Raw genomic sequence first — 25,895 nt, 5'->3', positions numbered from 1 at the left:
TTCTCTGTCCTTATGTTGAGTCACAAAATCTGGCTGAGATGGAGCTGGCCCATCAGCAGCGGGTTATCGCTGTAGTCAACGGGAATGGCCACTACGGCCGGACCATCCACATCCATCGCCGCACGCAGCGTGGGTTCGAGCGCGTCGGCGCTCTCCACGGCAAAGCCTTTCGCGCCAAAGGCGTCGGCATAGACTTTGAAATCGACCGGGCCGAACTCGACGCCGGAAAGACGCTGGTATTTTTTCTCTTCCTGAATGGCAACCATGTTGTAGCCGTTATCCACCCAGATGATGTGCAGCACGTTAGCGTTGAGGCGCACCGCGGTTTCCAGCTCCATGCTTGACTGCAGGAAGCCGCCGTCGCCGGAGACCGAAACCACCTTGCGGCGCGGGTTGACCAGCCACGCGCCAATCGCCCACGGCAGCGCGACGCCCATGGTCTGCTGACCGTTGGAGATCATCACCTGACGCGCACGGAAGCTGTAGAGGTAGCGGGCGATCCAGATGTGGAAGCTGCCCATATCCACGGTGAGCGTCACGTCGTTATTCACGATATCCTGCATAGCCCGCACGATGCGCAGCGGGTGCAGGGCAAACTGGTTGAGCGAGGCGCCGCGACGATCGAGCAGATCGCGCTGATGCTGGCGATCGACCAGAATTTCGGAGGCCCGCTGGCTCAGCTCGAGCTTATGGTCGATACGGTTAGCGAGCAGATTCAGCGTTTCGGCAATGTCCCCCACCAGCTCCAGATCCGGCACGTAGTTACGTTCTTCATAGGCAGGCAGCACGTCAATGTGCACCAGCGTGGCGTCGCCGCTGTTCCACATGGACGGCTCGTACTCCACCGGGCTGTAGCCGATGCAAATAATCAGATCCGCCAGATGGAGCAGCCGGTCGCCCGCCTGGTTATTGAACAGACCGACGCGTCCGGCGAAGCGGGTGAAGTGCTCCTGATTCACCGCCCCGGCGGCCTGATAGGTGCTGGTGACCGGAATACGGCTTTTTTCCAGCAGCTTGCGCAGCGCGGCGCTGTTGGCGGGCTGGCTCGCCATCAGCCCCAGCAGGATGACCGGGTTTTTGGCCTTTTCGATAAGCTTCGCCACGTCGTTAATGGCGGATTCCGGTGCCGGGCCCATCAGCGCCGGGCCGCTGGCAGGCAAAATCGCCCCCGTGGCGGGCTGATCGACAATATCCTGCGGCAGGCTGACGAACGCGCCCCCCGGCCTGCCGTGCTCGGCGGCGCGAAACGCGTTGGAAACCACCTCAGCAATCGCGTCCGGCGCACTCACTTCGACGGCGTATTTGGTGACCGGGCTGAACATGGCGACGGTGTCCATGCTCTGGTGCACCAGTTTGGCTTTATCTGCCCGCTTCACCGCCCCGCCCAGCGCCACGACCGGGTCGCCTTCGCTGTTGGCGGTGGCAATGCCGGTGATCAGGTTCGAACAGCCGGGCCCGGAGGTCACCAACGCCACCCCGGCCTTGCCGGTCAGACGCCCTACCGCCGCCGCCATGAACGCCGCGTTCGCTTCGTGACGCACCGGAATAATCTCGATGGAGGAATCCAGCAGGGAGTCAAAGACCTTGTCGATTTTCGCCCCCGGGATCCCGAACACCTGCTTCACGCCCTGCGCTTCCAGCTGGCCGACAACCAAATCGGCGCCGTGCGCCCACTGACGTGACTGTTTCTCACTGTTCACGATAGTTCTCCTGTTAGTTTTCGACGGAACGGATCGCTGCGTCCAGATTGCTGGGGTGAAGGTTGGCCTGTAAAAACGCGCTGTCGGCGGGCAGGTCGATCATCAGCTTGTGAATTTCACCGAAGGTGAGCACGCCGCTCTCCAGCTGGTAGTCGAGCAGATGCCCCCCGCCCTGACGGTCGTCGGTGATGAAATGTTCGTGGTAGCCCGCCACGTTGATGCCCTGCATATGCTGTGGCGTGCGGAACCCGACCAACACCCCTTCACGCTGGTTAAAGCGGAACACCGGCTGGTCGTCCAGCACGTCGGTCATCGCGCGGTACGGCGGCTTCTGGCGCGGTACGGTGCGGGTGTGGGCGTGGCGGAAATTGCCGTCAATGCGCAGCGCGCAGAACAGGTTATCGGAGGGGATCTGCTGGTCGATCGCGTCGTGGATCTGCTGACGGCTGACCGGCGCATTGAAGGTGATACGATACTGCGGCTGGAACCAGGTCATCACCGCGAACGGCGTTTTCTGCTCCGGCTTCGCGGCCCGGGCGCTGCCGTCGGCGCGCAGCTGGTATACCTTGCTGCTGAAGGCAATCATTTCGCCGTCCAGCTCGTTGAAGGTGCCCAGGCCAAAATCACCGTGCGCCAGCAGATCGGCGATGGTGGTCTCCCCTTCGTACACGCCGCTTAGCAGGGCGCTCATTAGCGATGTCTGGTAGATCACGCTGTCAGGATGCTGGGCGGAAAACCCGCGCAGGGTCTCGCACAAGCTGGCCTCACAGTCGCAGGCAGATGAATGCATCATCGTGCTCGTCCTCTTCAACTTTATTTAGAAAGGTTAAATAAATGTTGACCCGATTCAGCAGAGAGTTCCAATATAGAAACCATGCTGGTTTGAGACGTTTTAGATATGGAACTTCGTTATCTGCGGTATTTTGTCGCGGTTGCACGCGAGCGACACTTCACCAGGGCGGCCGAAGCGCTGGGTATTTCACAGCCTCCTCTGAGTCAGCAGATCAAACGGCTCGAAGAGGAAGTCGGCACGCCGCTGTTCAGGCGCCTGACGCGGGGCGTGGAGCTGACCGAGGCGGGAGAAGCCTTCTACGAGGACGCCTGCAAGATCCTGGCGCTGAGCGACGCCGCGCTGGAAAAAGCCCGCGGCATCGCGCGCGGGCTGAACGGAAACCTGTCGATTGGCATCACCAGCTCCGACGCTTTTCATCCCAAAATTTTCGCGCTGATTCGCCAGTTTCAGGTGCAGAATATGGCGGTGCAGGTTCACCAGGTGGAAGCCAATATGTCGTCGCTGACGACGATGCTGGCGGAGGGTGAACTGGATATCGCCTTCGTGCGCCTGCCGTGCGAGAGCAGCAAGGCGTTCGAGTTAAAAATCCTCGACCGGGAGCCGATGGTGGTGGCGCTGCATCGCGATCATCCGCTGGCAGCGTGCGGTTCGCTGGCGTTAGAACAGCTTCGGGATACGCCGGTAGTGTTGTTCCCGCAGGAGGTCGCGCCGGGGCTGTACGAGCGGGTTCACGGCTGCTGCGAGCGGGCCGGGATCGACGTGCAGCACGCGCTGCAGTCGTCGCAGCTTTCCTCCTCCCTGAGCATGGTGTCCGCCGGCGGCGGGTTCGCGCTGGTACCGAAATCCATGGCGGCCATTTCTCCGCCGAATGTCACCTACCACGCGCTGAGCTCGCCGGAGCTTTATACCGATATCGCACTGTGCTGGCGGCGGTTTGAACGCTCGCGGACGGTGAAGCGGTTTTTGACGATGCTGAGCGAGGGGTGACGGCAGCGCGGCTGTGCCCGGCGGCGCTGCGCTTGCGCGAGCCTACGGTTGGGGACGCGGTCAGGTTGGCTTTCACACGCCTGATGATCTCTGTTCAGCTCCCCGTTGACTTATTTACGCTGTGTTTTCATCATCCGTTTCCGGGACAACGCGAGTCCGTTCAGTCTGCAAAGATCGAACGTCACTTGACAACAGCAGCGCTAACCTTAAACAGCGGGACTATTTGCTATGAATCCAAGGGAAAATATTGTCAGTACATTCAGTGAGTTGTCTGCAGAATTACAGCGTGCTGCCGAGTTCTCGCTACAGAATACCAATCAACTGGTGGTGCTATCGATGCGCGCCTTCGCCAGTGAAGCCGGTGTAAAACCCGCCACGCTGCTGCGGTTGGCGCAACGATTAGGCTACAACGGCTGGGGTGAACTCAAGGACGCATTCATTGATGAACTCGGACTGCGCAATGATACATATGTATCAAAGGCCGAGAAGCTGATCGCCAAAGGCACTCAGCCGAAGCTGTATGAAGAGGTGTTTCAGGCGCATCAGGCAAATTTGGCTTTTACACAGCACGAAAACCATCAGGCGATGGAGCAGGCCGTATCGCTGCTGGACGCGGCCGAGAATGTCTATATTTGCGGCTTCCGGGCCAGCTTTCCTATCGCCTGGTCGCTGTTTTATGTCTATCGACTGTTTAATCGTCAAGCGTCGCTCATTGATGGTCTGGCGAGCAACATCGAAGTGTTCACGCGTGAATTAACAGCACAAGATTGCCTGTTACTCACCAGTTTTGCCCCCTATTCCCGTGAGTCGCTGGATGTCCTGCGCGCGGCCCGGCAGGCGGGCGCGACAATCGTCGCCATCACGGATTCTCCCGTCTCGCCATTAGCCCAGGCTGCCGATTGCACGCTGCTATTCTCTGTCGACAGCCCGTCATTTTTCCCTTCCGTAGTGTCCGGCATGGGGCTCGCCGAGTGTTTACTGGCGATGCTGGTCGCGCGACATGGTCGAGATGCAGTGAATAAAATCGAAAATGCTGAACGCTATCTTATCGACTCTGGTGCCTATGTGGTCCCTGGGAAACCCTGAAAAATGATTCATTTGCATTCGGCATAAGAAAACAGAATGCGTTTGGATCAAAATGAAATTGACGCGATACAAATGGATCCTGCAAGATGCGCTTTATTAGCACAGCGCATTCAGGAGCAGGACCCGCATGACCCATATCATTCACCGCAGTTTACGCAGCACGCCCGCCGTGGCGGTACGCGCCCAGGGGGCGTACATTTTTGATGCACAGGGAAAACAGTATCTGGATGCCTGCGGTGGCGCCGCCGTTTCCTGTTTAGGCCACGCGCATCCGGACGTGCTGGCTGCGATGCACCGCCAGATCGATCGGCTGGCCTATGCCCACACCAGTTTTTTTACCAGCAACACCGTTGAACAGCTTGCTGAACAGCTGACGCGCACGGCGCCTGGCGATCTTAACTATGCCTATTTCGTTTCGGGCGGTTCGGAAGCGGTTGAAACCGCGCTTAAGCTGGCGCGCCAGTATTTTGTTGAGATCGGACAGCCGTCGCGCACCAAATTTATCGCCCGTAAGCAGAGCTATCATGGCAATACCCTTGGGGCGCTCGCGGTAGGAGGCAACGAATGGCGTCGCCGCCAGTTTGCTCCCTTGCTGATCGACGTGATCCGCGTTTCGGCCTGCAATGAGTATCGCGACCGCCGCGATGACGAAACCCAGCAGCAATACACCACGCGCCTGCTCAACGAGCTGGAGCACGCCATTATTGAGGCCGGTCCCGACACCATTATTGGTTTCTGCGCAGAAACCGTGGTGGGGGCTACCACCGGCGCCACGCCGCCCACCCCGGGCTATCTTAAAGGCGTACGCAACCTGTGTGATAAATACGGCATCCTCTATATCGCGGATGAAGTCATGTGCGGCATGGGACGCACAGGCACTTTGCATGCGTTTGAACAGGATGATGTGGTGCCGGATTTGGTGACCATCGCGAAGGGGCTGGGGGGCGGCTATCAGCCGATTGGCGCAGTATTAGCGAGCGAGAAGATTGTCTCAGCGCTGCAGGCCGGTAGCGGTCTGTTCCAGCACGGGCACACCTACATTTGCCACGCGACCGCCGCTTCCGCAGCCCTGGCCGTGCAGCAGGTGATTGAGCGCGATAATTTGCTGCAGGCGGTGAGGCAACAGGGGGCTTACCTGCACAACGCATTGCGTGAAGTACTGGGGGAATTACCCCACGTCGGTGATACGCGTGGACGCGGCTTGTTTGCGGGGGTTGAGCTGGTGCGCGATAAAGCCAGCAAAACCCCCTTCGATCCTGCCCTGAAGCTGCATGCAGCAATCAAAGCAAACTGTATGTCACGTGGGCTGATGGTCTATCCAATGGGTGGAACCATTGACGGGCAGTACGGCGACCATATCCTGATCGCACCACCGTTTATCGTCACGCCTGGCCAGCTCGACTTTGTGGTAGACACGCTGAACACCGTGATTCGCGAAGAGACCAGCAAATTATGATCAATCGTTTACCGCCGCTGGCGGAGCATGAGTGGGACGACCAGCAGCGCGCTTTGGCCGAAGAGATAATCAACGGGCCTCGCGGTGCGCTGCTGCCACCTTTCGAGCCGCTGCTGCGCAGTCCAGAGCTCATGGCGCATGCGCAACGCATGGGGGAATATCTGCGTTATCGCAGCGCGCTGGGACAGCGCCTGTCGGAACTGGCGATTTTGATGACCGCGCGGCACTGGTCGCAGCCTGTTGAGTGGGCGATTCACGCTCCGATAGCGCGCGAGAAGGGTATTTCTGCCGCGTCGGTGCAGGCGATTAATGAAAAGCGTCTTCCAGAGGATCTGCAGCCGGATGAATGGGCGGTCTATCACTTTTGCAAGGAGTTACAGGAGCAGCAGAAGGTCAGCGATGCCACCTGGCAGCACGCTATCGCGCTCTGGGGCGAGAAAGGCGTGGTGGATCTGATCGGCATCAATGGCTATTACAGTTTTCTCTCAATGGTAATGAACGGCGCACAGACGCCGGTACCCGACAGCCGGGATGAGATTATTCCCGCATAAGCTTTCGTTTTAAATCTGGCGCATGAAAGTGCGCCCTGCATATCAACGTTTTATTTTCCCATTCCGCCGATGTATTTCGCCGGGTGACATTCATGCACGCTACTTCACTGACGCCGAGGGTTATCATGTCTGGATTATTCACTAAATTAAAAGTTACGTTAACACTGGTCGCTTGCTCCGCCAGTTTTGTGGCACAAGCGCAGGATAAATTAACGGTTGGCGTTGATACCGCCTTTGTCCCCTTTGAATTTAAACAAGGCGATAAATACGTCGGCTTTGATATTGATTTGTGGGATGCCATCGCCAAAAAAATGGATGTCAGCTACGAATTACGCCCGATGGACTTCGGGGGACTGATTCCGGGTTTGCAATCACGCAATCTGGATGTCGCCATGGCGGGCATTACGATAACCGACGCGCGTAAACAGGTCGTCGATTTCAGCGACGGTTATTATGATGCTGATTTATTAATGGCGGTGAAAAGCAGCGATAACACCATTACTAAATTCAGCGATTTAGCAGGAAAGAAAGTGGGATTAAAGCAGGGAACGGCGGCGGCCAGCTTTATGAAAAGCAAATATAAGGCGAACTATGTTGAATTCCCGAATATCGACAACGCCTATCTTGATTTGCAGGCCGGTAACCTTGATGCGGTGGTGCACGATTCCCCCAACGTGCTCTATTACGTAAAAACGGCGGGCGATGGCAAAGTGAAATCGACCGGCGAGACTGACAGCATTCTGCCGCAGCACTACGGCTTTGCCATGCAGAAGAACAGCGCTCTGACGCCGAAGATCAACGCTGCGCTGCAGGCGTTACGTGCGGACGGGACTTACAGCAAGATTTACGTGAAGTGGTTTGCTAAACAGCCAAAATAATCCCGCCAGGTCGGAGCGATCCGACCTCGTTGCATCTTAACGAGTAACATATGAATTTCGACAGTAAATATATTTGGGAGTCCCTGCCGCTGCTGTTGCAAGGACTACAGCTGACGCTGATTATTTCATTATCAGGTTTATTGGGTGGTTTTGTTATTGGCCTGCTGGCGGGAACCTGCCGGGCGCTCGGAGGAAAAATATCAAAGACAGTCTCTTTAGTCTTTGTCGAGTTAATCCGCGGAACGCCTATTATGGTGCAAGTGATGTTTATTTACTTCGCACTCCCCATGGTGTTACCGATTCATATCGACCCGGTAACGGCGGCCATTACGACCATTGTGATTAACTCGGGTGCTTATATTGCAGAAATCACCCGAGGAGCGATCCTCTCAATTAATAAAGGTTTTAGAGAGGCCAGCCTGGCAATGGGATTATCCCAGCGCAGCACGCTATGGCATGTCATTATGCCGCTGGCATTACGCCGTATGATCCCTGCGTTGGGCAATCAGTGGATTATCAGTATTAAAGACACCTCGCTGTTTATTGTGATTGGTGTGGCGGAATTGACTCGTCAGGGGCAAGAAATTATTGCCGGTAATTTCCGCGCGCTGGAAGTCTGGACCGCAGTGGCAATGATTTACCTGCTGGTGACGCTGTGCCTGAGTTTCCTGCTGAAGCAACTGGAAAAGAGGATCCATATTTTATGAGCATGGTTGAATTTAGCGCAGTGTCGAAAAATTTCGGCGCCACTCAGGTGCTGCACGACATCAATTTAAAAATTGATGCTGGCGAAGTCGTGGTGATCATCGGACCTTCCGGTTCGGGCAAATCGACGCTGCTGCGCTGCATTAACAAGCTGGAGGAAATTTCCTCCGGCACGCTGCTGGTAGCGGGAATGCATATTACCGATCCTCACGCTAACGAATGTGATATCCGCCGTGAAGCCGGGATGGTGTTTCAGCAGTTCCATCTGTTTCCCCACCTGACGGCGCTGGAGAATGTAATGTTTGGTCCGGTTCGCGTACGTAAACAGGGCAAAGCCGCCGCGCGGGAACAGGCGCTGGCGCTGCTGGACCGCGTTGGCTTACGCGAACGCGCCAGTCACTACCCCTCTGAGCTCTCGGGCGGTCAGCAGCAACGCGTGGCTATTGCCAGAGCCCTGGCGGTGAAGCCGAAAATGATGCTGTTCGATGAGCCGACCTCAGCGCTGGACCCCGAATTACGGCACGAGGTGCTGAAAGTCATGCGCTCGCTGGCGGAAGAAGGCATGACCATGGTGATTGTGACCCATGAAATCGGCTTCGCCCGCGATGTGGCATCCCGGCTAATCTTTATTGATGGCGGTACCATTGCCGAAGATGGTCCACCTGATATGCTGCTGAATAGCAGTCGCAATCCACGCCTGAAAGAATTTTTGCAACACGTATCCTGAACAGAAGTGAATAGCAACACTATGAAAAAAATCGACATTCGTGGTTCCGCTTTTGCAGTAGGTCAGGCGCTTGGCGCGTTCGGACGCGAGGCCTGGCATGCAAAACTGACGCAAACGGCGCTGTGGCAAACCGTTACCGCCATGAAAGACGCAGAACAGACCCGGAGCATGCGCTCGCGGGTGCAGTCTCAGTATCCCCCGATCTGGCAGGAGCTGGAGGGATTGGCCGAGGGCCTGGATGCACCGTTTGATGAGGTGTTTGCCTGGAACTGCCGCGGCGATCTGGTGCGCTCAACCTCTGATGGTTGCACCACGGTAGCGGGAAGCACCGCGGAGGGAGAGCTGATTATCGCGCATAATGAAGACGGTTTCCCGCAGCTTCGCAATGACTGCGCCATCGTCAGCATCACCCCGGATGATGGCCTGGCGTTCACCAGTTTTGCTTATCCGGGATCGATTTGCGGACATACCTTCGCCGTAAACGAAAAGGGCGTAGTGAATACGGTGAATAACATACGCGCTTTGCACCGTCCGGACGGCATGCCGCGCCAGATACTTGCCCGCGCTGCGCTGAATGCCTCCAGCCTGGATGAAGCTGTCACTATACTGACCTCATCACCACGCGCCGGAGCCTTTCATCATACGCTGGGACAAATGGGAGACAACCGGCTGTTCAGCGTGGAGGCGACGGGAACAGGCTGTTCCGTCACGCCGCTGCGGGACGTTTTCGCCCATGCTAATCACCTTATCCACCCTCAGCTTGATGCGGTTGAGCAGGTAATCACTGACAGCTCCCGGTCACGCCAGCAGCGGCTAAACGCCTGGCTGGAGACGCAATCTCACCTTGATGCTGCAGCGGCTCTGGGAATTCTTTCAGACCAGCATGATCCCGCGCTCCCGATTTATCGTCTCTCGCCACACGACCCGGATGAAGAGAACACGCTGGCCACGGCCATTTTTACCCTGAGTACGTCGCAGATAAAATGGCAGATATTCACACACGATCGGCAAAAACCCATTTTACAGCAGGAAGGCCCGGCGGCGCTGCGCTAGCGCGGGCCTACAGGGCTGTGATTTTTGTAGGCCGGGTCAGGCGTAGCCGCCACCCGGCAATGCCGTTCTGGAAGCCGCCTCGCAAACCTGCAAGCAACCTTATGTAATTCAGGGGCATCCCCTTTCCTTCCTTTTTTCACCGCCGTAAAGTGCCTGCGTTGCGGTACATCCGTAACCGGGCGTAGGAACCCGTTAGCATGACATGACATTTTTGGACAAAGAGGATGCTAAATGGCGACTACCCCTGAATTTTCCTACGCGCTTTCTGAGGAAAGCGCTGTTCATCATCTCATCAACCACCCAATTTCCGATTCTGCGGATCTCTTCGAACTGGCCGATGCCTGCGCCGCTTACGTAAGCGTACTGGTGGAAACTGACGACGCGGTGACGTTTGCCATGCTCTGTACGCGATTACTGGCTGCGCTGAAACGGCTGCGCGAGTGCTGTGACTCGGAACTTCCGCCGTATCTGGTTGAACAGTTGGTTGCGGGGGAAAAGATTACCTCCTGCGTGCCGGACTGCTGGCAGGAAACGACGTTGCAGGTGGATTATGCCGTAGCGTTAACGCTGGCGGTGATGGGCGGAACACTGCCCATGAGCGTGGCGAAAGAACTGACCGGGCTGCTGCATGATATGGTCTGGTTGCTGGCGGAGTTTGTGAAGGAGCCGTATATCACGGCACACTGAGGCGGGTGATGGAAGGCTGGAATTCTGCTGGGTAAGAAGCAGAATTTCGGCCTCATACAAAATACAATGTTATTTATTGATTGTCTGTTAAGAGCGAAAAGCGGACATCTTAAGTCGGTTGTTTTTTTATACTATTACCTCTATGTAGCCATGTTATATGGCTACATTTATACAGAAGTAAGGATTAGTCTTTTCCTGGACCATAATTGAATTTTGTACCTTTACCAATGGAGTAAAACTGTCCGCCAGCTACGTAATGGACAGTACGTAATTCATCAGGTGCATCATCAAAAATCCAGTGCCCATTTCTGAAAACGCGGTCATCACTCCATGCTCCGACAATTTCCCCCATGAACAAGTTGTGCTGCTTTTCATTTTCTACATTGGGTATGACCTTACAGACTAGCCAGCCAGCGCAACCTTCAACTAAAGGAAGATCGAACTCTTCCTGATAAAATAGTGGAATTTTACTGTTTTTATCGGGTGTGTCAGAATAACTGTGGCCTCCAGCATATAAAACTATTTCCATCTGTTTTACTACGGGGATCTGGACAACGTAATATCCACTTTTTTCGACAAGGCCGCGTGTAAATGCCTGTGGACCTATAAAAGCCATCACTTTGTTATTGCCTACTAATCCCACCCAGGCAGCTGCCATGACATTTTCAATACCATTATTTTTAGCCGATATCATCGTCGTTGGCCCGAGCTGCAATAAACGATAGGCTTTGTTTAATTCTACTGGTTGTATTGCCATAAATTACTCTTCAAAGTTCTGATAAAAGGATACGATAGATTACTTGTTTGATGGTTTGATTATACGATTGGAATAATTGCAAATTAATTGCTAATATCAAAAAACATTATTGCAACTTTCACAACAATCATGAACAAACTTGATGCTCTGAAGTTTTTTATCATCGCCGCTGAGACCCTCAACTTCCGCGAAGCCTCTATAAAGCTTTCGGTTTCGCCATCGGTTGTAACACGAACAATCGCTGAGCTGGAGAAACAGCTTGATGAACCCCTTTTCAGACGCAATACTCGCTCGATCTTTCTCACAAGCTTCGGTGAGCTTTTTTTACCTCAAGCCAGGCGACTGCTTGAGGATTCGGAAAAACTATTTCAGACGGCGAAAGATGATAATGAAATGAAGGGCATTGTCCGTATCACGTCGCTTCGATTTCCAAAGCATGAACAAGTATTATATGAACTATTGACTGCGCTACGCCCATATCCTGAATTATTTATCGACTGGCGTTTAGACATGATGAAACTTGATACTGTCGAGCATCGTATCGATATAGGTATACGCGTCGGGCGAGAACCTAATCCAAACTTTATCATTAAAAATATCACGCAGGTGGAACATATTTTAGTAGCATCCCCAGAACTCGTTGCGCGCCTGGGAGCTCCAACGGATTTAGAAGATCTTCGGCAACGTTATCCATTCAGTGGTTTACTTAATCCTGAAACGGGAAAAATCTTTGAATTTATGAGTGACGCAGTGAATACCTTTGTCCCTCGTCATATTGAATTTTATACTACGGACCCATACGCAGAAATTCAGGCCGCTTTGGCTGGCAAAACGGTTGTACAGTCCAGCGATTTTATCTGTAGAGAGTACTTAGCAAATGGTCAACTCATAAAACCCCTGCCAGAACTGCGACAGGAGAAATGGCAATTTTATTTATATCGGCCTTATCAGACGGTTACTCCAAAAAGGGTCACAGTAATTTTTTCACTATTAGAAAAAATCTTACGCAAACATTTCGTATCATAACTAACATACCGCGCAACGTCCGCTGCTGGCACAAAGCGGACGCATCTTTCACACACTTCCATATACTGCTGTGAGCAAAACCTTCACCCACAGAAATCCCTCTCACCCAACAATTCCTGAATACGCTACGCAAATCAAACAAATACCCAAAACCGAGCCATACCATCCACTTTAATCTCTCACCACCACCTCTTAAAGTATTCGCACTCATTAAATGAGCGCCGTAATCACGAGCATGAAGAAACTGCACTCCCATCGTAGTTTCCACATTGTCAACTCACCAATCACCACCTATAATGTTTCCATTCTGGAAACAAGGGCATGGATGCACGTAGTCTCAAGAGCGCCTTTCGATACGGCGGCCAGTCATTTTCCCAATCGATCACTCGCCCTGGACGACCTTTGCCAGGTACTAAAAAAGGAACACTCCCCCTCACCAGGCAATATGCGAAAAGCGCTTCCCCAGCCTGGACAGGATGAAATACCGGGAAAAATGGTGGGTCATTGATGTGGGTGGCAGGCATTTAAGAGTGATGTTTTTTGCTGATTTTGAGCGTGGAAAGATCTTCATCAAACACATCAGCACGCACGCAGAGTATGACAAGCTCACGGACCTCTACCGGAGAACGAAAGAATGAATTATGCAGCAGCCATCAAAGCGGCAAACGAGCTAACTAACGAGCTTCCCTTCCTGGGCTCAACCCCGTCGCGACAAGATTACGAGGATGCTCTGGCGATGGTGGAACATCTTATTGAGCACGACCCCGATAGCCCGCTGGTAGAGATGCTTACCGCGAAAATCGATAAATACGAAAACGAGTCTCCGGAGTTTGCAGAATTTAACGCGCGTGTTGCCCGCATTCCGTCAGGCGTTGCGTTATTACGAACATTGATGGATCAGTACCAACTCACTCAGAGCGATTTCGAGAACGAGATTGGCAAAAAGTCTCTGGTGAGTCGGATCCTTAATGGACAGCGCACATTGACCCTGGATCATATGCGGGCGCTGGCGAAGCGTTTCGGTTTGCCTGTGAGTGCGTTTGTGGGGAAGTAATCGCGAGCAGACTCTGTGCACCCATTCTGCGAAAATGAGTGGTTCACATAAAATAACAAAGGAATGCTGATGAAAACGATTGAAGAACTACGAAACGAGCTTCTAAAAATAGGTGAGCAACTTGGGGGAGGCACAAGACCAAATCATTACTTCTTTATCCCTAACCAACCTGATGGGGTTGCAACTCCCTATCTGGAAATTCATGGGAAAGAATATCATTTTATCATCAGTGAAAGGGGTCTTGAAATACAGCGAAAAGTAACGCTCAGTGACGATGAAATTCTTTATTGGTTTGTGGAGAGTGCCGTGGCGGGGCTGGCCTCAACCTATGCAGCAAAACATTCATCTGAACGGGAATACAGAGAAGTTTATTTCAGAAAGGAATACAGTTTAATGCTCTCAGTCAAGCCCGAATGGGCAACAAGAAAGCGCAAAGAAATCACTCAGCTTCTCCATTCGCAAAGAAGCGAACATCGTTAACCCAACCGGCTTGTTACATTTACTGCCCTACCCCCCTCTCTTTTCCTGGTGATTGCCTGCAGCACGCCATCTGATACTCTGGCTGCACTCAAGGGATGACAAGGAAGAGAAATGCTGAATCCTGGATTCGTAACCCGCAAAGCGCTTGCTCAGTGGCAGGATGTCCCCGCTTTTTTACCTCAGTTCCAGTTTCATGAAAAACACCGAACGGTCATTCATACTGCGCACCCTGAACATATTCTGCCGTTGATTGCCAACTTTGACGTCCGGCAAGATGCTGTGATTCGTCGGTTGATGGCTTTGCGGCAATTACCGCAAAAACTTCTGCGCGATCAGCAGGCTGGCTCAATCAGCAACTTTGGTCTGCACAGTTTTACCCTTTTGAAAAATTCAGCATCGGAGCTTTGCTATGGCTTAAGAGGGCAATTCTGGCGTGCAGATTTCGGTCTGGAAAGCGTGCCGGATGCCAGCGCGTTTCAGACGCCTGCCGTGCCGGGCAGCGCGACACTGTTGCTGCGCTACCAGGTAAAGGAACTGGCGCCAGGCAAGCATGAACTCAGTACGGAAACGTTCGTCTTTTGCCCGGACAGAAGCACCCGGCTCATGATGGCGGCTTACTGGCTGGTAATACGGGCGGGCAGCGGCTGGATCCGCAGGAGAACGCTGAAAGCGGTTAGGATGAATATCGAGAAGCTGGACTGAAGTGCAACAGAGAACCTTATGGTGTTCAGCGTTAGCACTTTACTTTAAATATTCGTTTCCGATCGGGAACTGTCGGAAAGAAATGTTTTAGGAACCGTTATTAGCAAAGCGCGGTCCCTGGTAGGAACTTAGAATGAATATCTGTGCTGCGGGAATCTCCCCTTAACTCAAATTTACTCGAAAAAGTTACCTGCACAGCATACTTATTTATCAGTCAGTTGCGTTTGTAATAGACTTCGTTTAATCTATTGTAAATTATAAAATACTTCAAAGGTCCATATATGGAATGGGGATGCATAAAGTGTGGGGTCGAAATACCTCAGGACAGAGAGTTTTGCGACAGTTGTGAAGATAAAAACTTCAGGAAAATTGGAGGGTTTCTTTTTCTCCCCCTTTTAGGATTAGTGGTTACTGCTGCTTCCTATCTTTTTGCAATGACAGATGCATTTAAATTTACGATAGATAATTATTCGCATCTGAATGCAAATGCAAAAACTTTCTTCATAGTTTCCCTGGTTATTTATATTGGCGAGTTTCTTTTTACAGCCACCGTCCTTTCATTTTTCCTAAGAAAGAAGAAATCGCTACCAAAGCTTTACATTTTGTTTTTAATATCAATCGTGACGACAATGTCATTTAATACCTATCTGCTTTACATATTAATTCCTGGCGCTGAAATTGGATATAATGAACTTGTACCTCTTTTTAGAAACGTAATTACGGCTTTAATTTGGATTCCCTATTTCATAACCTCTGTTCGCGTAAAAAGAACGTTTATCCGATAAAAGCACGAGTGGCTTCATCATTTTGATGACAGAAGATGCATGGCTATACTAATGCACATACAGTCATCAACACTGAGCGGACGCTATCACCGTCTGCTCATGATACGGAAAGGGCAGAAAAGTGGGTAAGGTCCGCACTGAGTTAAGAACGGACACTCTTGTAGAAAGCATGGCGTCGGATTACAGTGAGAGCATTGATTGATAAGTGAGTAGAATCAGAACAGTAGCCAATGAAACAAAAACTTCGCAGACGTAACCAGGACTGGATATCAAGGCAATTACAACGTGCGCGCAAAGAGAAAATGCCGTTAAGTTTCTTTATTAATTTTCCTTCAATACGAGCAACTGCGTGTAATGGTCAGCGCCTTAAACGGCGTGGTCGTCTCAAGCCTGACTGGAGTCGCGCATTGTTTTATCCGGGGTGGGGAGAAGTGCCGATTATTGGACAGCAAGGCTCTGTGTATTGGTTTGAGGGGTTTGATAAGGAACAATTACCTGAAGAATTGATGCCGCTATGGGAAGATGTCTGATTGTATTGACTTTGAATTAATAACTTTCAGTGTAACGCTTAGACAGTGAGGAGTAGAGGCCAATTCTACGCAAAAACTAACTTATTCCTGTTAGCCATTAAACGATTTTATCTGGTTAAAGATAATCTACATAGCTGACCGAATCTGCGTGTCCCCAAATTCTATAACCGGTTGATACCTCGATTCCAGGGAGATGAATAGCGCGAAGAATAGTACCTACCATGGTATGTTGTTCTACTGAGTGTGTCATAATATCAAGATACTTGATATCCAAATAGCCACCTTCACAGAAATGGTAAAACCACTCGCCATCAACTGCAGATTCATAGCCATTGAGAAAAGTGATTTTCCATAAGGGGGGAGATTCCATGCTAACCATTGCCATGCGGATCTCATTCCATTTTGTATTATTCATGCAGCTATAAAGCATTTGAACCTCCCGGGTTCTGCTCCCGACAGATTAACACGCTACCAGGATAACCACGTAAAATTATGGCACAAAGCTGAAATTCATATTCACTTATCTTCCCGCCTCTCTATCGCCCCCCACTCTCAGGTACGAATCCGTGATCGCGTTTATCACCATGTTCAGAAAAGCGATGGGCAGCACGCCCGCCCATTGCTTTGCCGAACGGAAAAACAATAACCGTTAACCCGGCCCCTCGCTCCCCGCCGCCAGCAGCGGTACCACCACGTCGCTGATGGGCACCGCAATGCCGTGTTTGAGGCCGTAGCGCTGGATGACGCCGTTGCGGATATCCCACTCCATCGGACGATCCGCCTGACGGTCAGCGAGAATCGACGTGCCGAGGTCCTCAGGCGCGCGCTGGAAGTTCGCCAGGATCTCCTGCGCTACGTCATCGTTCAGCTTCGCCCCTTCGGCGCGGGCGACGGCCAGCCCCTCGCGCAGGTAGGCCAGCGAAAGTTCGCTGATATCCTCGCGCCTGAACATCCCGGCGCGGCGGTTGGCGAGCACCATCAGCCCGGCGACCGCATTTTGCAGCAGCTTGCGCCAGGCGACGGTAGGGAAATCTGCCGAGAGCTCAACTTCACAGCGCGTACCGTGAAGCGCCTGCACCACCCGCTGCGCCTGAGGCACGTCCGGCAGCGTCAGGCGCGGTTTGGCGCGCAGCCAGACGGAGGCATCCGGCTCGCGTTGCGCCGGGAACCAGACCACCGACGGCAGCACAGTCGCGCCACTGACCAAAGGCTCAAGCTGAGCCTTCTGCTCTACGCCGTTTTGCAGGGCGCAGACCACCGTATTTTCATCGCACAGCGCGCGCAGCCATCCGGCGCTGTCGGCGTTTTGCGTCGTTTTCACCGCCACAAAAACAAGATCGACGGGGCGCGTGATGGCCGTCGGGTCGGTTAGTACCGGACCGGGCACCACCGTTTCACCTTCGTCATGGCGCAGGCGTAATTCCGGATGCGCGGTCCGTCCGCAGAGCAATGGCGTGCGGCCAGCGTCATGCAGTACCGCGGCAACGGTGGTGCCAATCGCACCGGGTCCTATCAGCGCAATGGTTGGATAGTCAGACATGAGTCACTCCCCTTTTGCTAAGCCTGCTATCAGTTATACCACCCTGAGACGAGCGCGCCACACCCGTTGTCTATACTCAACATTCACAGACAACGGAGTGCGCCATGCCTTTACCCGATTTCAAATCCTCTGAACCGTTCACCCTTGGCATCGAGCTCGAACTGCAGGTGGTTAACCCGCCGGGCTACGATCTCAGCCAGGACTCCTCCGCGCTCATCGCCGCCGTCAAAGACGACATCAAAGGCGGTGAAGTCAAACACGATATCACCGAAAGCATGCTCGAAATCGCCACCGGCGTGTGTCAGACCATCGACCAGGCAGCGGCGCAGTTCTCGGTGATGCAGCAGAGCATCCTGCGCGCGGCGGCGGAGCAGCATATCCAGATCTGCGGCGGCGGGACGCACCCGTTCCAGAAATGGCAGCGCCAGGAGGTGTGCGACGACGAGCGTTATAACGTCACGCTGGAGCGCTTTGGCTATCTGATTTTGCAGGCGACGGTATTCGGTCAGCACGTTCACGTCGGCTGCCGGACCGGGGATGACGCCATTTACCTCCTGCACGGCCTGTCGCGCTTTGTGCCGCACTTTATTGCCCTGGCGGCCGCCTCGCCGTACATGCAAGGCACCGACACGAAGTTCTCCTCGTCGCGGCTCAATATCTTCTCCGGGTTCCCGGATAACGGACAGATGCCGTGGGTCAACAGCTGGCAGGAGTTCGAGGGGCTGTTCCGCCGCCTGAGCTCCACCAGCATGATCGACAGCATCAAAGATCTGCACTGGGATATTCGCCCCAGCCCGCATTTTGGCACCGTGGAGGTGCGGGTGATGGATACGCCGCTGACGCTCGGCCACGCGATTAACATCGCCGGGTTGATTCAGGCCACGTCCCACTGGCTGCTGACCTCGCGGCCGTATAAGCATCAGGAACGGGATTTTCTGCTGTACCGTTTTAACCGTTTTCAGGCGTGTCGCTACGGGCTGGAGGGGATCCTGACGGACGTGCATACCGGTGAGCAAAAAACCGTGGCGGAAGACATCGCCTGGCTGCTGGAGCAGGTGGCGCCGTCTGCCGATAAGCTCGGCGCGACGAGCGCAATCAATGAAATTGCCCTGCTGTTAAAGCAGGGCAAGAGCGAGGCGCAGCGCATGCGGGACTTTATTGCCGACGGCGGCTCACTAATTTCTCTGGTGCAGAAGCACTGCGAGCTGTGGGCGACGAGTCCGTAAGGCCGTGGCCCCACTCGCGCAGGCGCTGGAACAGCACGAACAGGGCCGGGATGAACAGGATCCCCACCACGGTCGCCACCAGCATGCCGCTGAAGACCGTGGTGCCGATGATGCGGCGGCTCTGGGCGCCTGCGCCGGTCGCCAGCATCATGGGCAGAACGCCGATGATGAACGACACGGCGGTCATCATCACCGCACGGAAGCGGCGCGAGGCCCCTTCCCGCGCGGCATCGACAATCGCCATTCCGTCCATCCGCCGCGCACGGGCGAACTCCACGATAAGAATCGCGTTTTTAGCCGCTAATGCTATCAGCAATACCAGACCAATCTGCACGTACACGTCGTTGGCGTAGCCCGCCATCCATAGCCAGACCAGCGCCCCGCCGAGGGCGAACAGCACCGAGAGCATCACGCTCGCCGGGAGCGTCCAGCTCTCGTACTGGGCGACGAGGAACAGCCACGCCATCACCACCGCCGCCAGCACGATCCATATTGCCTGATTGCCGGTCTGCTGCTCCTGATAAGACATGCCGCTCCAGGCGTAGTCGTACCCCGCAGGCAAGCTTGCCGCCAGGATCTCGCCCATCACCGCCATCGCGGTGCTGCTGCTCACCCCAGTTGCTGCCGAGCCGCTCACCGACACGGACGGGAACTGGTTGTACTGCTGGAGGAACGGCGCGCCGACGGTCGGCGTGATGGTGACGAGGTTGCTCAGGCGTACCCGCTCGCCGCTGTTGCTGCGCACGAACAGCTCGCTGATTTGTTCGGCGCGCTCGCGCCACTGCATCTCGTTCTGCATCACCACGTGGTAGACGCGGTTGTTGATGCTGAAATCCCCGGCGCGCGTGCCGCCAAAGGCGGTCTGCAGGCTGCTGAAGATGCGCGATACCGGCACGTCGAGGCGGGCGGCGCGCTCGCGGTCAACGGTCAGCGTCAGCTGCGGCACGTTGCTGCTCCAGGTGGTGAACACGCGGGTCAACTGCGGGTGCTGGTTGGCTTTCACCAGCACCTCTCGCGTCACGCGCTCCAGCTCCGCCGGGCTCTGCCCCGCCTGAGCCTGGATGCGCAGGTCAAAGCCGGAGGCGTTGCCCAGCCCCGGCAGCGTCGGCGGCGCGAAGGTCATGATGGTGGCTTCCGGCAGGGCCAGCAGCTGGCGCTGCAGGGTGCCCATCACCTCCTCCAGCGGCGGACGCTCGCTCCAGTCCTTCAGCATGATGGAGATAAACCCGCCGTTGGAGGCGCTGGTGCCGTTGAGGATGTTAAACCCGGAGACCTGAATCACGTCCTCCACCGCCGGATGTTTGGCGATCAGCTCCCGCGCGGTGGTCATCACCGCTTCGGTGCGCTCCAGCGAGGCCGCTTCCGGCAGCTGAACGCTGGCGAAGAAGTAGCCCTGGTCCTCCTGCGGCAGGAAGCCTTTTGGCATCGACGTAAAGCTGAACAGCACGACTGCCGCCGCGCCTGCGGTGGCCAGCAGCGCCAGCCACGGACGCAGGTTTAAGACATGCACGAGGCGGGTGTAGAAACCGCGCGTAGCGTCCAGCCCGCGGTTGAAGGCGCGATAAACGGCCGCAGGTTTCTCCGGGCGCGGACGCAGCAGCATCGCGCACAGGGCGGGCGTCAGGGTCAGCGCTACCAGGCTTGAGAGCGTCACGGCGGCGGAAAGCGTAACCGCGAACTGGCGGTACAGCTCGCCGACAATGCCCGGCAGCAGCGCCACCGGCACAAATACCGCCAGCAGCACCAGCGTCGTCGCGATGACCGGCCCGGCAATCTGGCGCAGCGCCAGCGCGGTCGCCGCCGTGCGGCTCTGCCCTTCCGCCATCAGCGTTTCGACGCTCTCCACCACCACGATGGCGTCATCTACCACCATGGTCAGCGCCAGAATAATGGCAAACAGGCTGAGCGTGTTGGCGGAGTAGCCAAGCGTGTAGAGCACCGCAAAGGTGCCCACCAGCGACACCGGAATGGCGAGCGCGACAATCAGCGTCGCGCGCCAGCTCTGCAGGAACAGGGAAACGACCACCACCACCGCCAGCATCGTCAGCGCCAGCGAGACGCCGATCTCTTTAATGGTCGCGGCAACAAAGGAGGTGGTGTCGAACTTCACCTCGTAGACCAGGTCGTCCGGGAAGCGCGTCGAGAGGCGCTCCAGCTCCGCGCGCACCGCGTCGGCCACGCGCAGGGCGTTGGCGGACGGCGTAGGGTAGATGCCGAGATAAGCGGAGTCGTGCCCGTTCAGCTGCGCGCCGGAGCTGTAGCTGCGCGAGCCGAGCTCGATGGTGGCGACGTCCTTCAGGCGCACCAGCTGGCCCATATCCCCCGCGCGGATGATGATGTCGGCAAAGTCGTCGGCCTGGCTTAAGCGCCCCAGCCCGTTGATGGTCAGGGTCTGCTGCTGGCCGTTGAATACCGGCGGCGTGCCCACCTGGCCCGCCGCCCCCTGCACGTTCTGCTCGCGCAGCGCCTGCGCCACGTCGTCGGTGGTGACGTTCAGGGCGTTCATGCGGTCCGGGCGCAGCCAGATGCGCATGCTGTAGTCGCGCGCGCCGAACATCTGCACCTGCCCCACGCCGGGCAGACGCGACAGCGCCTCGCGCACCTGGGTGCTGGCGTAGTTGCTGACGAACAGCGGCGTGTGGGTGTTGTTCGGTGAGTAAAGACTTACCCCCATCATCAGGTTGGTGGCACGCTTGCGCACCTGCACGCCATTTTGCTGCGCCTCGGTCGGCAGCTGCGCCACGGCCTGCGCCACGCGGTTTTGCACGTCGATGGCCGCGAGATCCGGATCCGTGCCCGCCGCAAAGGTAATGTTCAGGCTGTAAGTGCCTTCGTCCGAACTGGTGGACTCCATGTAGAGCATATGGTCCACGCCGTTCAGCTGCGTCTCCAGCGGCGTGGCGATGGCCTCCGCCACGTCAGCCGAGCTGGCGCCCGGCCAGCTGGCAGAGACGTTCACCACCGGCGGCGCGATCTGCGGGTACTGCTCCACCGGAATAATCCTCAGCGCAATGGCCCCCAGCAGGGTGATGACCAGCGCAATCACCATCGCGAAGCGCGGGCGTTTGATGAAAAACGTCAGCATGATGGCTCCTTAATTCAATATCTGGACGGCAGCGCCGGGCTGCACGCGCTGCGCACCGTCAGTAATCGCTCGCTCACCGGACTTCACGCCGGATAAAATCCGGAACTGCTGGCCGATCTGTCCGGCGACCTTCAGCGGGCGCATTTCGGCTTTTCCGTCGGCATTAACCACCCAGGCAAAGAACCCGTCGCCGTTCTGCTGCACCGCTGCGGCAGGCAGGGTCAGCACCGGCTGCTCGCTTGCCGGACGCAAAAACACGTTCACATTGCCGCCGGGCAGCAGCTGATGGCGCGGGTTGGCAAACTCGGCGCGCAGCATCACGCTGGCGGTACGCGGGTCAATGCGGTTATCCACTGACGTCAGCTCGCCGCTGACGCGCTGTCCGTTGCTGTCGATCAGCGCCTGCCAGGCACGCTTCATAGCGTTGATATCCGCATGCTGTCCGGCTTTGGTGGAAAATGCCCCCTCTTCCAGCGCAAAGGCGATACGGATCGGGTCAAGCTGCACCACCTCCACCAAAACGCCGCTCGCCGGGTTGACCAGGCTACCCACGTGGAAGCTGCTGTGGCCCACGCGGCCGTCAATTGGCGAGGTGATTCGGGTGTAGCTCAGGGTGACGTTGCGGGCTTCGAGCCGGGCTTTCGCCTGCTCGAGAGCGGCACTGGCGACGTCGCGCTGCATGCGGGCGTTGTCCACGTCGTGGCGGCTGATAGCGTTGCTGCTGCCCAGGCTTTCAAAGCGGGAAAGCTGCTGCTGCGCCTGGCGCAGCGTGGCTTCGGCGCTTTTCACTTCGGCCTGCGCCAGGCGCAGGGCAGCGCGCGGCTCGGCGTCGTCCAGCTCGAACAGCACGTCGCCTTTTTTCACGTACTGCCCGTCGCGGAAGTGAATTTTGGTGATCACGCCTTCCGTGCGGGCGCGCAGCTCTACGGTGTGGATAGCTTCGATGCGGCCCGGGATCTGGCGCTCGGCGGCGTGGGCGGTTTGCTCCACGGTGGCAACGCGAACGGGGATCGCGGCGGCGAAGACGGGTTGCAGGGTACTGACAAGAAGTGCGAACAGGAGTGGAAGTTTCATGGGAGTACCTCAGCGTTGTCTCCCCTCACCCTAACCATCTCCCCTTTGGGGAGAGGGCAGAGTGAGGGGGTTCTTTGTTATGCAGCCTTACGGAACCTGCGGGTCAGTCGCTTCTCGATTTCGACGACGAAGAACATCACGCCCGCCACCGCCAGAGTCACGAACCAGTAGCGCAGCGGCAGCGCTTCGGTGCCGAACAGCATCTGCATAAACGGCAGGTAGATAATCGCCGCCTGGAGCAGGAACAGTACGCCCGTCACCAGCCAGATCCCTTTGTTCGCCAGCAGGCCGCGGTTGAGGGAGAACCCTTCGGTGTTGCGGCAGTTAATCATGTATACCCACTGGGCGCAGACCAGCATCTGCAGCAGCACGGTGCGGATGAACTCCGCGCTGTGGCCGCGCGGAGCCAGCCAGGCTTCCAGCGCAAAGGCGGCGATGGCAATCATGGTACCGACGAAGGCCACGCGCCAGACGGCGTAGGCGTCCATCACATGCTGCCCGGTCTGACGCGGCGGACGGCGCATGATGTTGCGCTCGGCGGCCTCAAAGGCCAGGCCGAAGGAGAGCGTGGCTGAGGTGGCCATGTTCATCCACAGAATCAGCACCGGCGTCAGCGGAATAATGTTCCCCGCCAGCAGCGCAATCACAATCAGCAGCCCCTGCGCCAGGTTGGTCGGCATGATGAACAGGATGGTCTTCTTCAGGTTGTCGTAAACGCGACGCCCCTCTTTCACCGCGCTGGCGATGGTGGCGAAGTTATCGTCCGTCAGGACCATATCCGCCGCCTCTTTGGTCACTTCCGTGCCCTTGATGCCCATCGCGATGCCCACGTCCGCCTGACGCAGCGCCGGGGCGTCGTTTACGCCGTCGCCGGTCATGCCAACGATTTCGCCTTTGTCCTGCAGCGCTTTCACCAGGCGCAGCTTATGCTCCGGGCTGGTGCGGGCGAAGATGTCATACTTCACCGCAGCTTCCGCCAGCGCGGCGTCGTCCATCTTCTCCAGCTCGTAGCCGGTGACCGCCTGCTCGCTGTTGGCGATCCCCAGCATCTGGCCGATGCTCATCGCCGTCTGCGGGTGATCCCCGGTGATCATCTTCACGCGGATCCCCGCCTGCTGGCAGGCGTTAATCGCATCAATCGCTTCCGGGCGCGGTGGATCCATCATCCCGGCGATGCCGAGGAAGATCAGGCCGTGGCTCAGGTCATCGTGCGTCAGTTCCTGCTCGCCGTTCGCCGGCTTGAACGCCGCGGCAACCATGCGCAGCCCCTGACGCGCATAGCGCTCCATCTCACTTTCCCAGTACGTGCGGTTGAAGGCTTCTGCACCGTAACGGGTCTGCTGCTGCACGCAGAGGGCGAAAATGACGTCCGGAGCGCCAGTGATCAGGATCTGCTCCTCACCGCCAATCTGGTAGTGGGTGCTCATGTACTTGTACTGCGAGTCGAACGGGATCTTGTTAACCAGCGTGGTCATTACCGGCTCAAGGCTGGCCTTCGCCGCCAGCACCTTCAGCGCGCCCTCGGTCGGCCCACCGGTGATGCCCCACAGGCCGCGCTCGTCCTGAATCAGCTGGCTGTCGTTACACAGGTCGATGGTACGCAGGTACTGCTCCAGCACGGTGCCCGGCTGGATGTGGACCGGCTCGTCGCTACCTTCCAGATAGATGTTGCCTACCGGCTCGTAGCTGTTGCCGTCCACGCGGTAGCAGGCGTCGGCGGTGATGATCGCTTTAACCGTCATCTCGTTCATGGTCAGGGTGCCGGTTTTATCCGAGCAGACCACGGTCATCGCGCCGAGCGTTTCAACCGTCGGCAGCTTGCGGATAATCGCCCGTTTACGCGCCATCGCCTGCACGCCCAGCGAAAGGATGATGGAGATGATTGCCGGCAAACCTTCCGGTACGGAGGCAACCGCCAGGCTAATCAGAGAGAGCAGGAGCTCGCCCATCGGGATCTCGCGGAATGCCAGGCTGAAGACAAACAGCGCGGCCATCATCGCCAGAATAATCACGAAGATCGCTTTACCCAGCTTGTCCATCTGCAACAGCAGCGGCGTACGGTGCTTTTCGATACCCGCCATCATCTGGTTGATGTGGCCGAGTTCCGTATCCTTACCGGTCGAGGTGACCACACCGATACCGCCGCCCGCGCTGACGGTCGTCCCGGAGAAGACCATGTTGGTGCGATCGCCTAGCGGTAATTCCCCGCTCAGTGGATTAACGTGTTTATCCACCACGGTCGATTCACCGGTCAGAATCGCCTCTTCCACGCGTAAATTATGCGCTTCGATTAAACGCATATCCGCCGGAATACGATCCCCCGCGCGTAATACAATAATATCGCCCGGGACTATTTCAGTTGTGGGGATTGTTTCGTGGTTGCCGTTACGAATAACGCGAGCTTCGCTGGCGAGCATATTACGAATACTCTTCAGGGATTTTTCCGCGTTGCTTTCCTGAATATGACCAATTAGGGCATTGATTACCGCGACGCCCAAAATAACCAGCGTATCAACCCAGTGGCCCATTACTGCCGTTAATACGGCGGCGGCCAGCAGGACATAAATCAGCACATCATTAAAATGGGCTAAGAAACGCAGCCAGGCGGGTTTGCCTTTTTTCTCCGGCAGCGCGTTCGGCCCTGTTTTTTGCAGACGCGCCTGCGCCTCTGCACGGTCCAGACCGCTTGCCTGGCTCTGCGCATGTGCAAGCGCCTGCTCTACGGTCTGCTGGTATGCCAGCCCGCCGGAAGGCGGCACGTTAGGAGTCAATTTTTTTTCAGTCATCGTATTTTTCCTTCAATTTCCGGTGAACAGAAGCCTGAATTCCTTTCGGGCTTAAATAAATTCATTTTAAAGTCTTGCGGGTAAAATTGATCCACCGCAATATAATGACTTCTCGGTTATTCAAAACTGATTAAAACTATTTCGATGATCTGATTTTTACAAAATGTTTCTAAACCAAAACTAAACGAGGGGGAACCATGTGGGGTATTTATCGCGGGCGCAGACTG

24 protein-coding genes and 2 pseudogenes are annotated in these 25,895 nt (G+C 55.9%); 18 read left to right on the top strand and 8 right to left on the bottom strand.

All coding sequences use genetic code 11. The features are described 5' to 3' along the window. Positions 1–20 precede the first annotated feature (20 nt). The gene (alsS, locus tag ELK40_RS06260) at positions 21–1,700 is read right to left on the bottom strand and encodes an acetolactate synthase AlsS (RefSeq protein WP_115874439.1); all 1,680 of its coding nucleotides are present in this window, start codon (positions 1,698–1,700) and stop codon (positions 21–23) included. Between the two features lie 13 nt (positions 1,701–1,713). Next, positions 1,714–2,493, bottom strand: coding sequence for an acetolactate decarboxylase (gene budA, locus ELK40_RS06255; protein ID WP_115874438.1), 780 nt, complete (start codon positions 2,491–2,493; stop codon positions 1,714–1,716). A gap of 105 nt (positions 2,494–2,598) precedes the next feature. Between budA and ELK40_RS06250 the strand changes: the two genes are divergently transcribed. From ELK40_RS06250 to ELK40_RS06210, 9 genes are all read left to right on the top strand, one after another. Further along, on the top strand, positions 2,599–3,480 hold the full coding sequence (locus ELK40_RS06250; RefSeq protein ID WP_127729916.1) for a LysR family transcriptional regulator: 882 nt from the start codon (positions 2,599–2,601) through the stop codon (positions 3,478–3,480). Positions 3,481–3,708: 228 nt separating this feature from the next. Further along, positions 3,709–4,566, top strand: coding sequence for a MurR/RpiR family transcriptional regulator (locus ELK40_RS06245; RefSeq protein ID WP_127729913.1), 858 nt, complete (start codon positions 3,709–3,711; stop codon positions 4,564–4,566). A 127-nt stretch (positions 4,567–4,693) separates the two neighbouring features. Then, on the top strand, positions 4,694–6,022 hold the full coding sequence (locus ELK40_RS06240) for an aspartate aminotransferase family protein (protein WP_127729911.1): 1,329 nt from the start codon (positions 4,694–4,696) through the stop codon (positions 6,020–6,022). Next, positions 6,019–6,573, top strand: coding sequence for a carboxymuconolactone decarboxylase family protein (locus ELK40_RS06235; RefSeq protein ID WP_181574023.1), 555 nt, complete (start codon positions 6,019–6,021; stop codon positions 6,571–6,573). Before ELK40_RS06240 ends, ELK40_RS06235 begins: the two co-directional genes overlap by 4 nt. A 125-nt stretch (positions 6,574–6,698) precedes the next feature. Beyond that, a complete protein-coding gene (gene glnH, locus ELK40_RS06230; protein WP_127729908.1) occupies positions 6,699–7,451 on the top strand; it encodes a glutamine ABC transporter substrate-binding protein GlnH in 753 nt (250 codons plus the stop codon). A gap of 50 nt (positions 7,452–7,501) precedes the next feature. Then, the gene (glnP, locus tag ELK40_RS06225; protein ID WP_024906945.1) at positions 7,502–8,158 is read left to right on the top strand and encodes a glutamine ABC transporter permease GlnP; all 657 of its coding nucleotides are present in this window, start codon (positions 7,502–7,504) and stop codon (positions 8,156–8,158) included. A gap of 2 nt (positions 8,159–8,160) precedes the next feature. After that, positions 8,161–8,883: a glutamine ABC transporter ATP-binding protein GlnQ gene (gene glnQ / locus ELK40_RS06220; protein WP_115876035.1), complete on the top strand. Its 723-nt coding sequence runs from the start codon at positions 8,161–8,163 to the stop codon at positions 8,881–8,883. A 21-nt stretch (positions 8,884–8,904) separates the two neighbouring features. After that, positions 8,905–9,936 carry a C45 family peptidase gene (locus ELK40_RS06215; protein ID WP_127729905.1) on the top strand — a complete coding sequence of 344 codons (1,032 nt, stop codon included), beginning with the start codon at positions 8,905–8,907 and terminating at the stop codon, positions 9,934–9,936. A 231-nt stretch (positions 9,937–10,167) separates the two neighbouring features. Then, positions 10,168–10,623 (top strand): hypothetical protein, encoded by a 456-nt coding sequence (locus ELK40_RS06210; protein WP_127729902.1) that lies wholly within the window; start codon positions 10,168–10,170, stop codon positions 10,621–10,623. A gap of 184 nt (positions 10,624–10,807) precedes the next feature. On the opposite strand, the gene ELK40_RS06205 is transcribed toward ELK40_RS06210, so the two are convergent. Continuing rightward, positions 10,808–11,380: a flavin reductase family protein gene (locus ELK40_RS06205; protein ID WP_127729900.1), complete on the bottom strand. Its 573-nt coding sequence runs from the start codon at positions 11,378–11,380 to the stop codon at positions 10,808–10,810. Between the two features lie 129 nt (positions 11,381–11,509). Here ELK40_RS06205 and ELK40_RS06200 point away from each other — a divergent pair, with 129 nt between their 5' ends. The 7 genes and pseudogenes from ELK40_RS06200 to ELK40_RS06170 all read left to right on the top strand — a co-directional run bounded on the left by ELK40_RS06200 (position 11,510) and on the right by ELK40_RS06170 (position 15,957). Beyond that, positions 11,510–12,406, top strand: a complete 897-nt coding sequence (locus ELK40_RS06200) for a LysR family transcriptional regulator (RefSeq protein WP_115874430.1) — start codon at positions 11,510–11,512, stop codon at positions 12,404–12,406. A gap of 325 nt (positions 12,407–12,731) precedes the next feature. Next, positions 12,732–13,044: pseudogene (locus ELK40_RS06195) on the top strand (type II toxin-antitoxin system HigB family toxin). After that, on the top strand, positions 13,041–13,460 hold the full coding sequence (locus ELK40_RS06190; protein WP_127729896.1) for a helix-turn-helix domain-containing protein: 420 nt from the start codon (positions 13,041–13,043) through the stop codon (positions 13,458–13,460). Before ELK40_RS06195 ends, ELK40_RS06190 begins: the two are co-directional and overlap by 4 nt. A 69-nt stretch (positions 13,461–13,529) precedes the next feature. Beyond that, positions 13,530–13,940: an Imm63 family immunity protein gene (locus ELK40_RS06185; protein ID WP_127729893.1), complete on the top strand. Its 411-nt coding sequence runs from the start codon at positions 13,530–13,532 to the stop codon at positions 13,938–13,940. 111 nt (positions 13,941–14,051) lie between these two features. Next, complete coding sequence (locus tag ELK40_RS06180; protein ID WP_127729890.1) at positions 14,052–14,642, top strand: hypothetical protein; 591 nt, start codon at positions 14,052–14,054, stop codon at positions 14,640–14,642. Between the two features lie 281 nt (positions 14,643–14,923). Continuing rightward, a complete protein-coding gene (locus ELK40_RS06175) occupies positions 14,924–15,427 on the top strand; it encodes a DUF2569 domain-containing protein (RefSeq protein ID WP_127729887.1) in 504 nt (167 codons plus the stop codon). Between the two features lie 230 nt (positions 15,428–15,657). Beyond that, the gene (locus tag ELK40_RS06170; protein ID WP_127729884.1) at positions 15,658–15,957 is read left to right on the top strand and encodes a hypothetical protein; all 300 of its coding nucleotides are present in this window, start codon (positions 15,658–15,660) and stop codon (positions 15,955–15,957) included. Between the two features lie 115 nt (positions 15,958–16,072). Here ELK40_RS06170 and ELK40_RS06165 read toward each other — a convergent pair whose 3' ends face one another. Then, entirely contained in the window at positions 16,073–16,387 is a 315-nt protein-coding gene (locus ELK40_RS06165) for a DUF6678 family protein (protein ID WP_115874424.1), read from the bottom strand. A 121-nt stretch (positions 16,388–16,508) separates the two neighbouring features. On the opposite strand from ELK40_RS06165, the pseudogene ELK40_RS22855 reads away from it, so the two are divergent. Next, a pseudogene (locus ELK40_RS22855) lies at positions 16,509–16,610 on the top strand (AraC family transcriptional regulator); the annotation flags it as partial. Here ELK40_RS22855 and ELK40_RS06155 read toward each other — a convergent pair. Next, positions 16,607–17,497: an oxidoreductase gene (locus ELK40_RS06155; RefSeq protein ID WP_127729880.1), complete on the bottom strand. Its 891-nt coding sequence runs from the start codon at positions 17,495–17,497 to the stop codon at positions 16,607–16,609. The pseudogene ELK40_RS22855 and the gene ELK40_RS06155 sit on opposite strands and share 4 nt — an antisense overlap. Positions 17,498–17,601: 104 nt before the next feature. Here ELK40_RS06155 and ELK40_RS06150 point away from each other — a divergent pair, with 104 nt between their 5' ends. Beyond that, a complete protein-coding gene (locus ELK40_RS06150; protein WP_115874422.1) occupies positions 17,602–18,723 on the top strand; it encodes a YbdK family carboxylate-amine ligase in 1,122 nt (373 codons plus the stop codon). Here ELK40_RS06150 and ELK40_RS06145 read toward each other — a convergent pair. The 3 genes from ELK40_RS06145 to ELK40_RS06135 form a co-directional block, all read right to left on the bottom strand. Next, positions 18,653–21,808, bottom strand: coding sequence for an efflux RND transporter permease subunit (locus ELK40_RS06145; RefSeq protein WP_127729877.1), 3,156 nt, complete (start codon positions 21,806–21,808; stop codon positions 18,653–18,655). The genes ELK40_RS06150 and ELK40_RS06145 overlap by 71 nt on opposite strands. Before the next feature lie 9 nt (positions 21,809–21,817). After that, positions 21,818–22,882, bottom strand: coding sequence for an efflux RND transporter periplasmic adaptor subunit (locus tag ELK40_RS06140; protein ID WP_127729873.1), 1,065 nt, complete (start codon positions 22,880–22,882; stop codon positions 21,818–21,820). A 77-nt stretch (positions 22,883–22,959) separates the two neighbouring features. Then, complete coding sequence (locus ELK40_RS06135) at positions 22,960–25,668, bottom strand: cation-transporting P-type ATPase (RefSeq protein WP_127729870.1); 2,709 nt, start codon at positions 25,666–25,668, stop codon at positions 22,960–22,962. Positions 25,669–25,895: the final 227 nt, after the last annotated feature.

This window comes from Enterobacter sp. N18-03635, from assembly GCF_004006055.1.
Classification (GTDB): domain Bacteria; phylum Pseudomonadota; class Gammaproteobacteria; order Enterobacterales; family Enterobacteriaceae; genus Enterobacter; species Enterobacter vonholyi.
The sequence above is the reverse complement of the archived record's forward strand: the minus strand, read 5'-3'. Positions and strand labels throughout refer to the sequence as shown.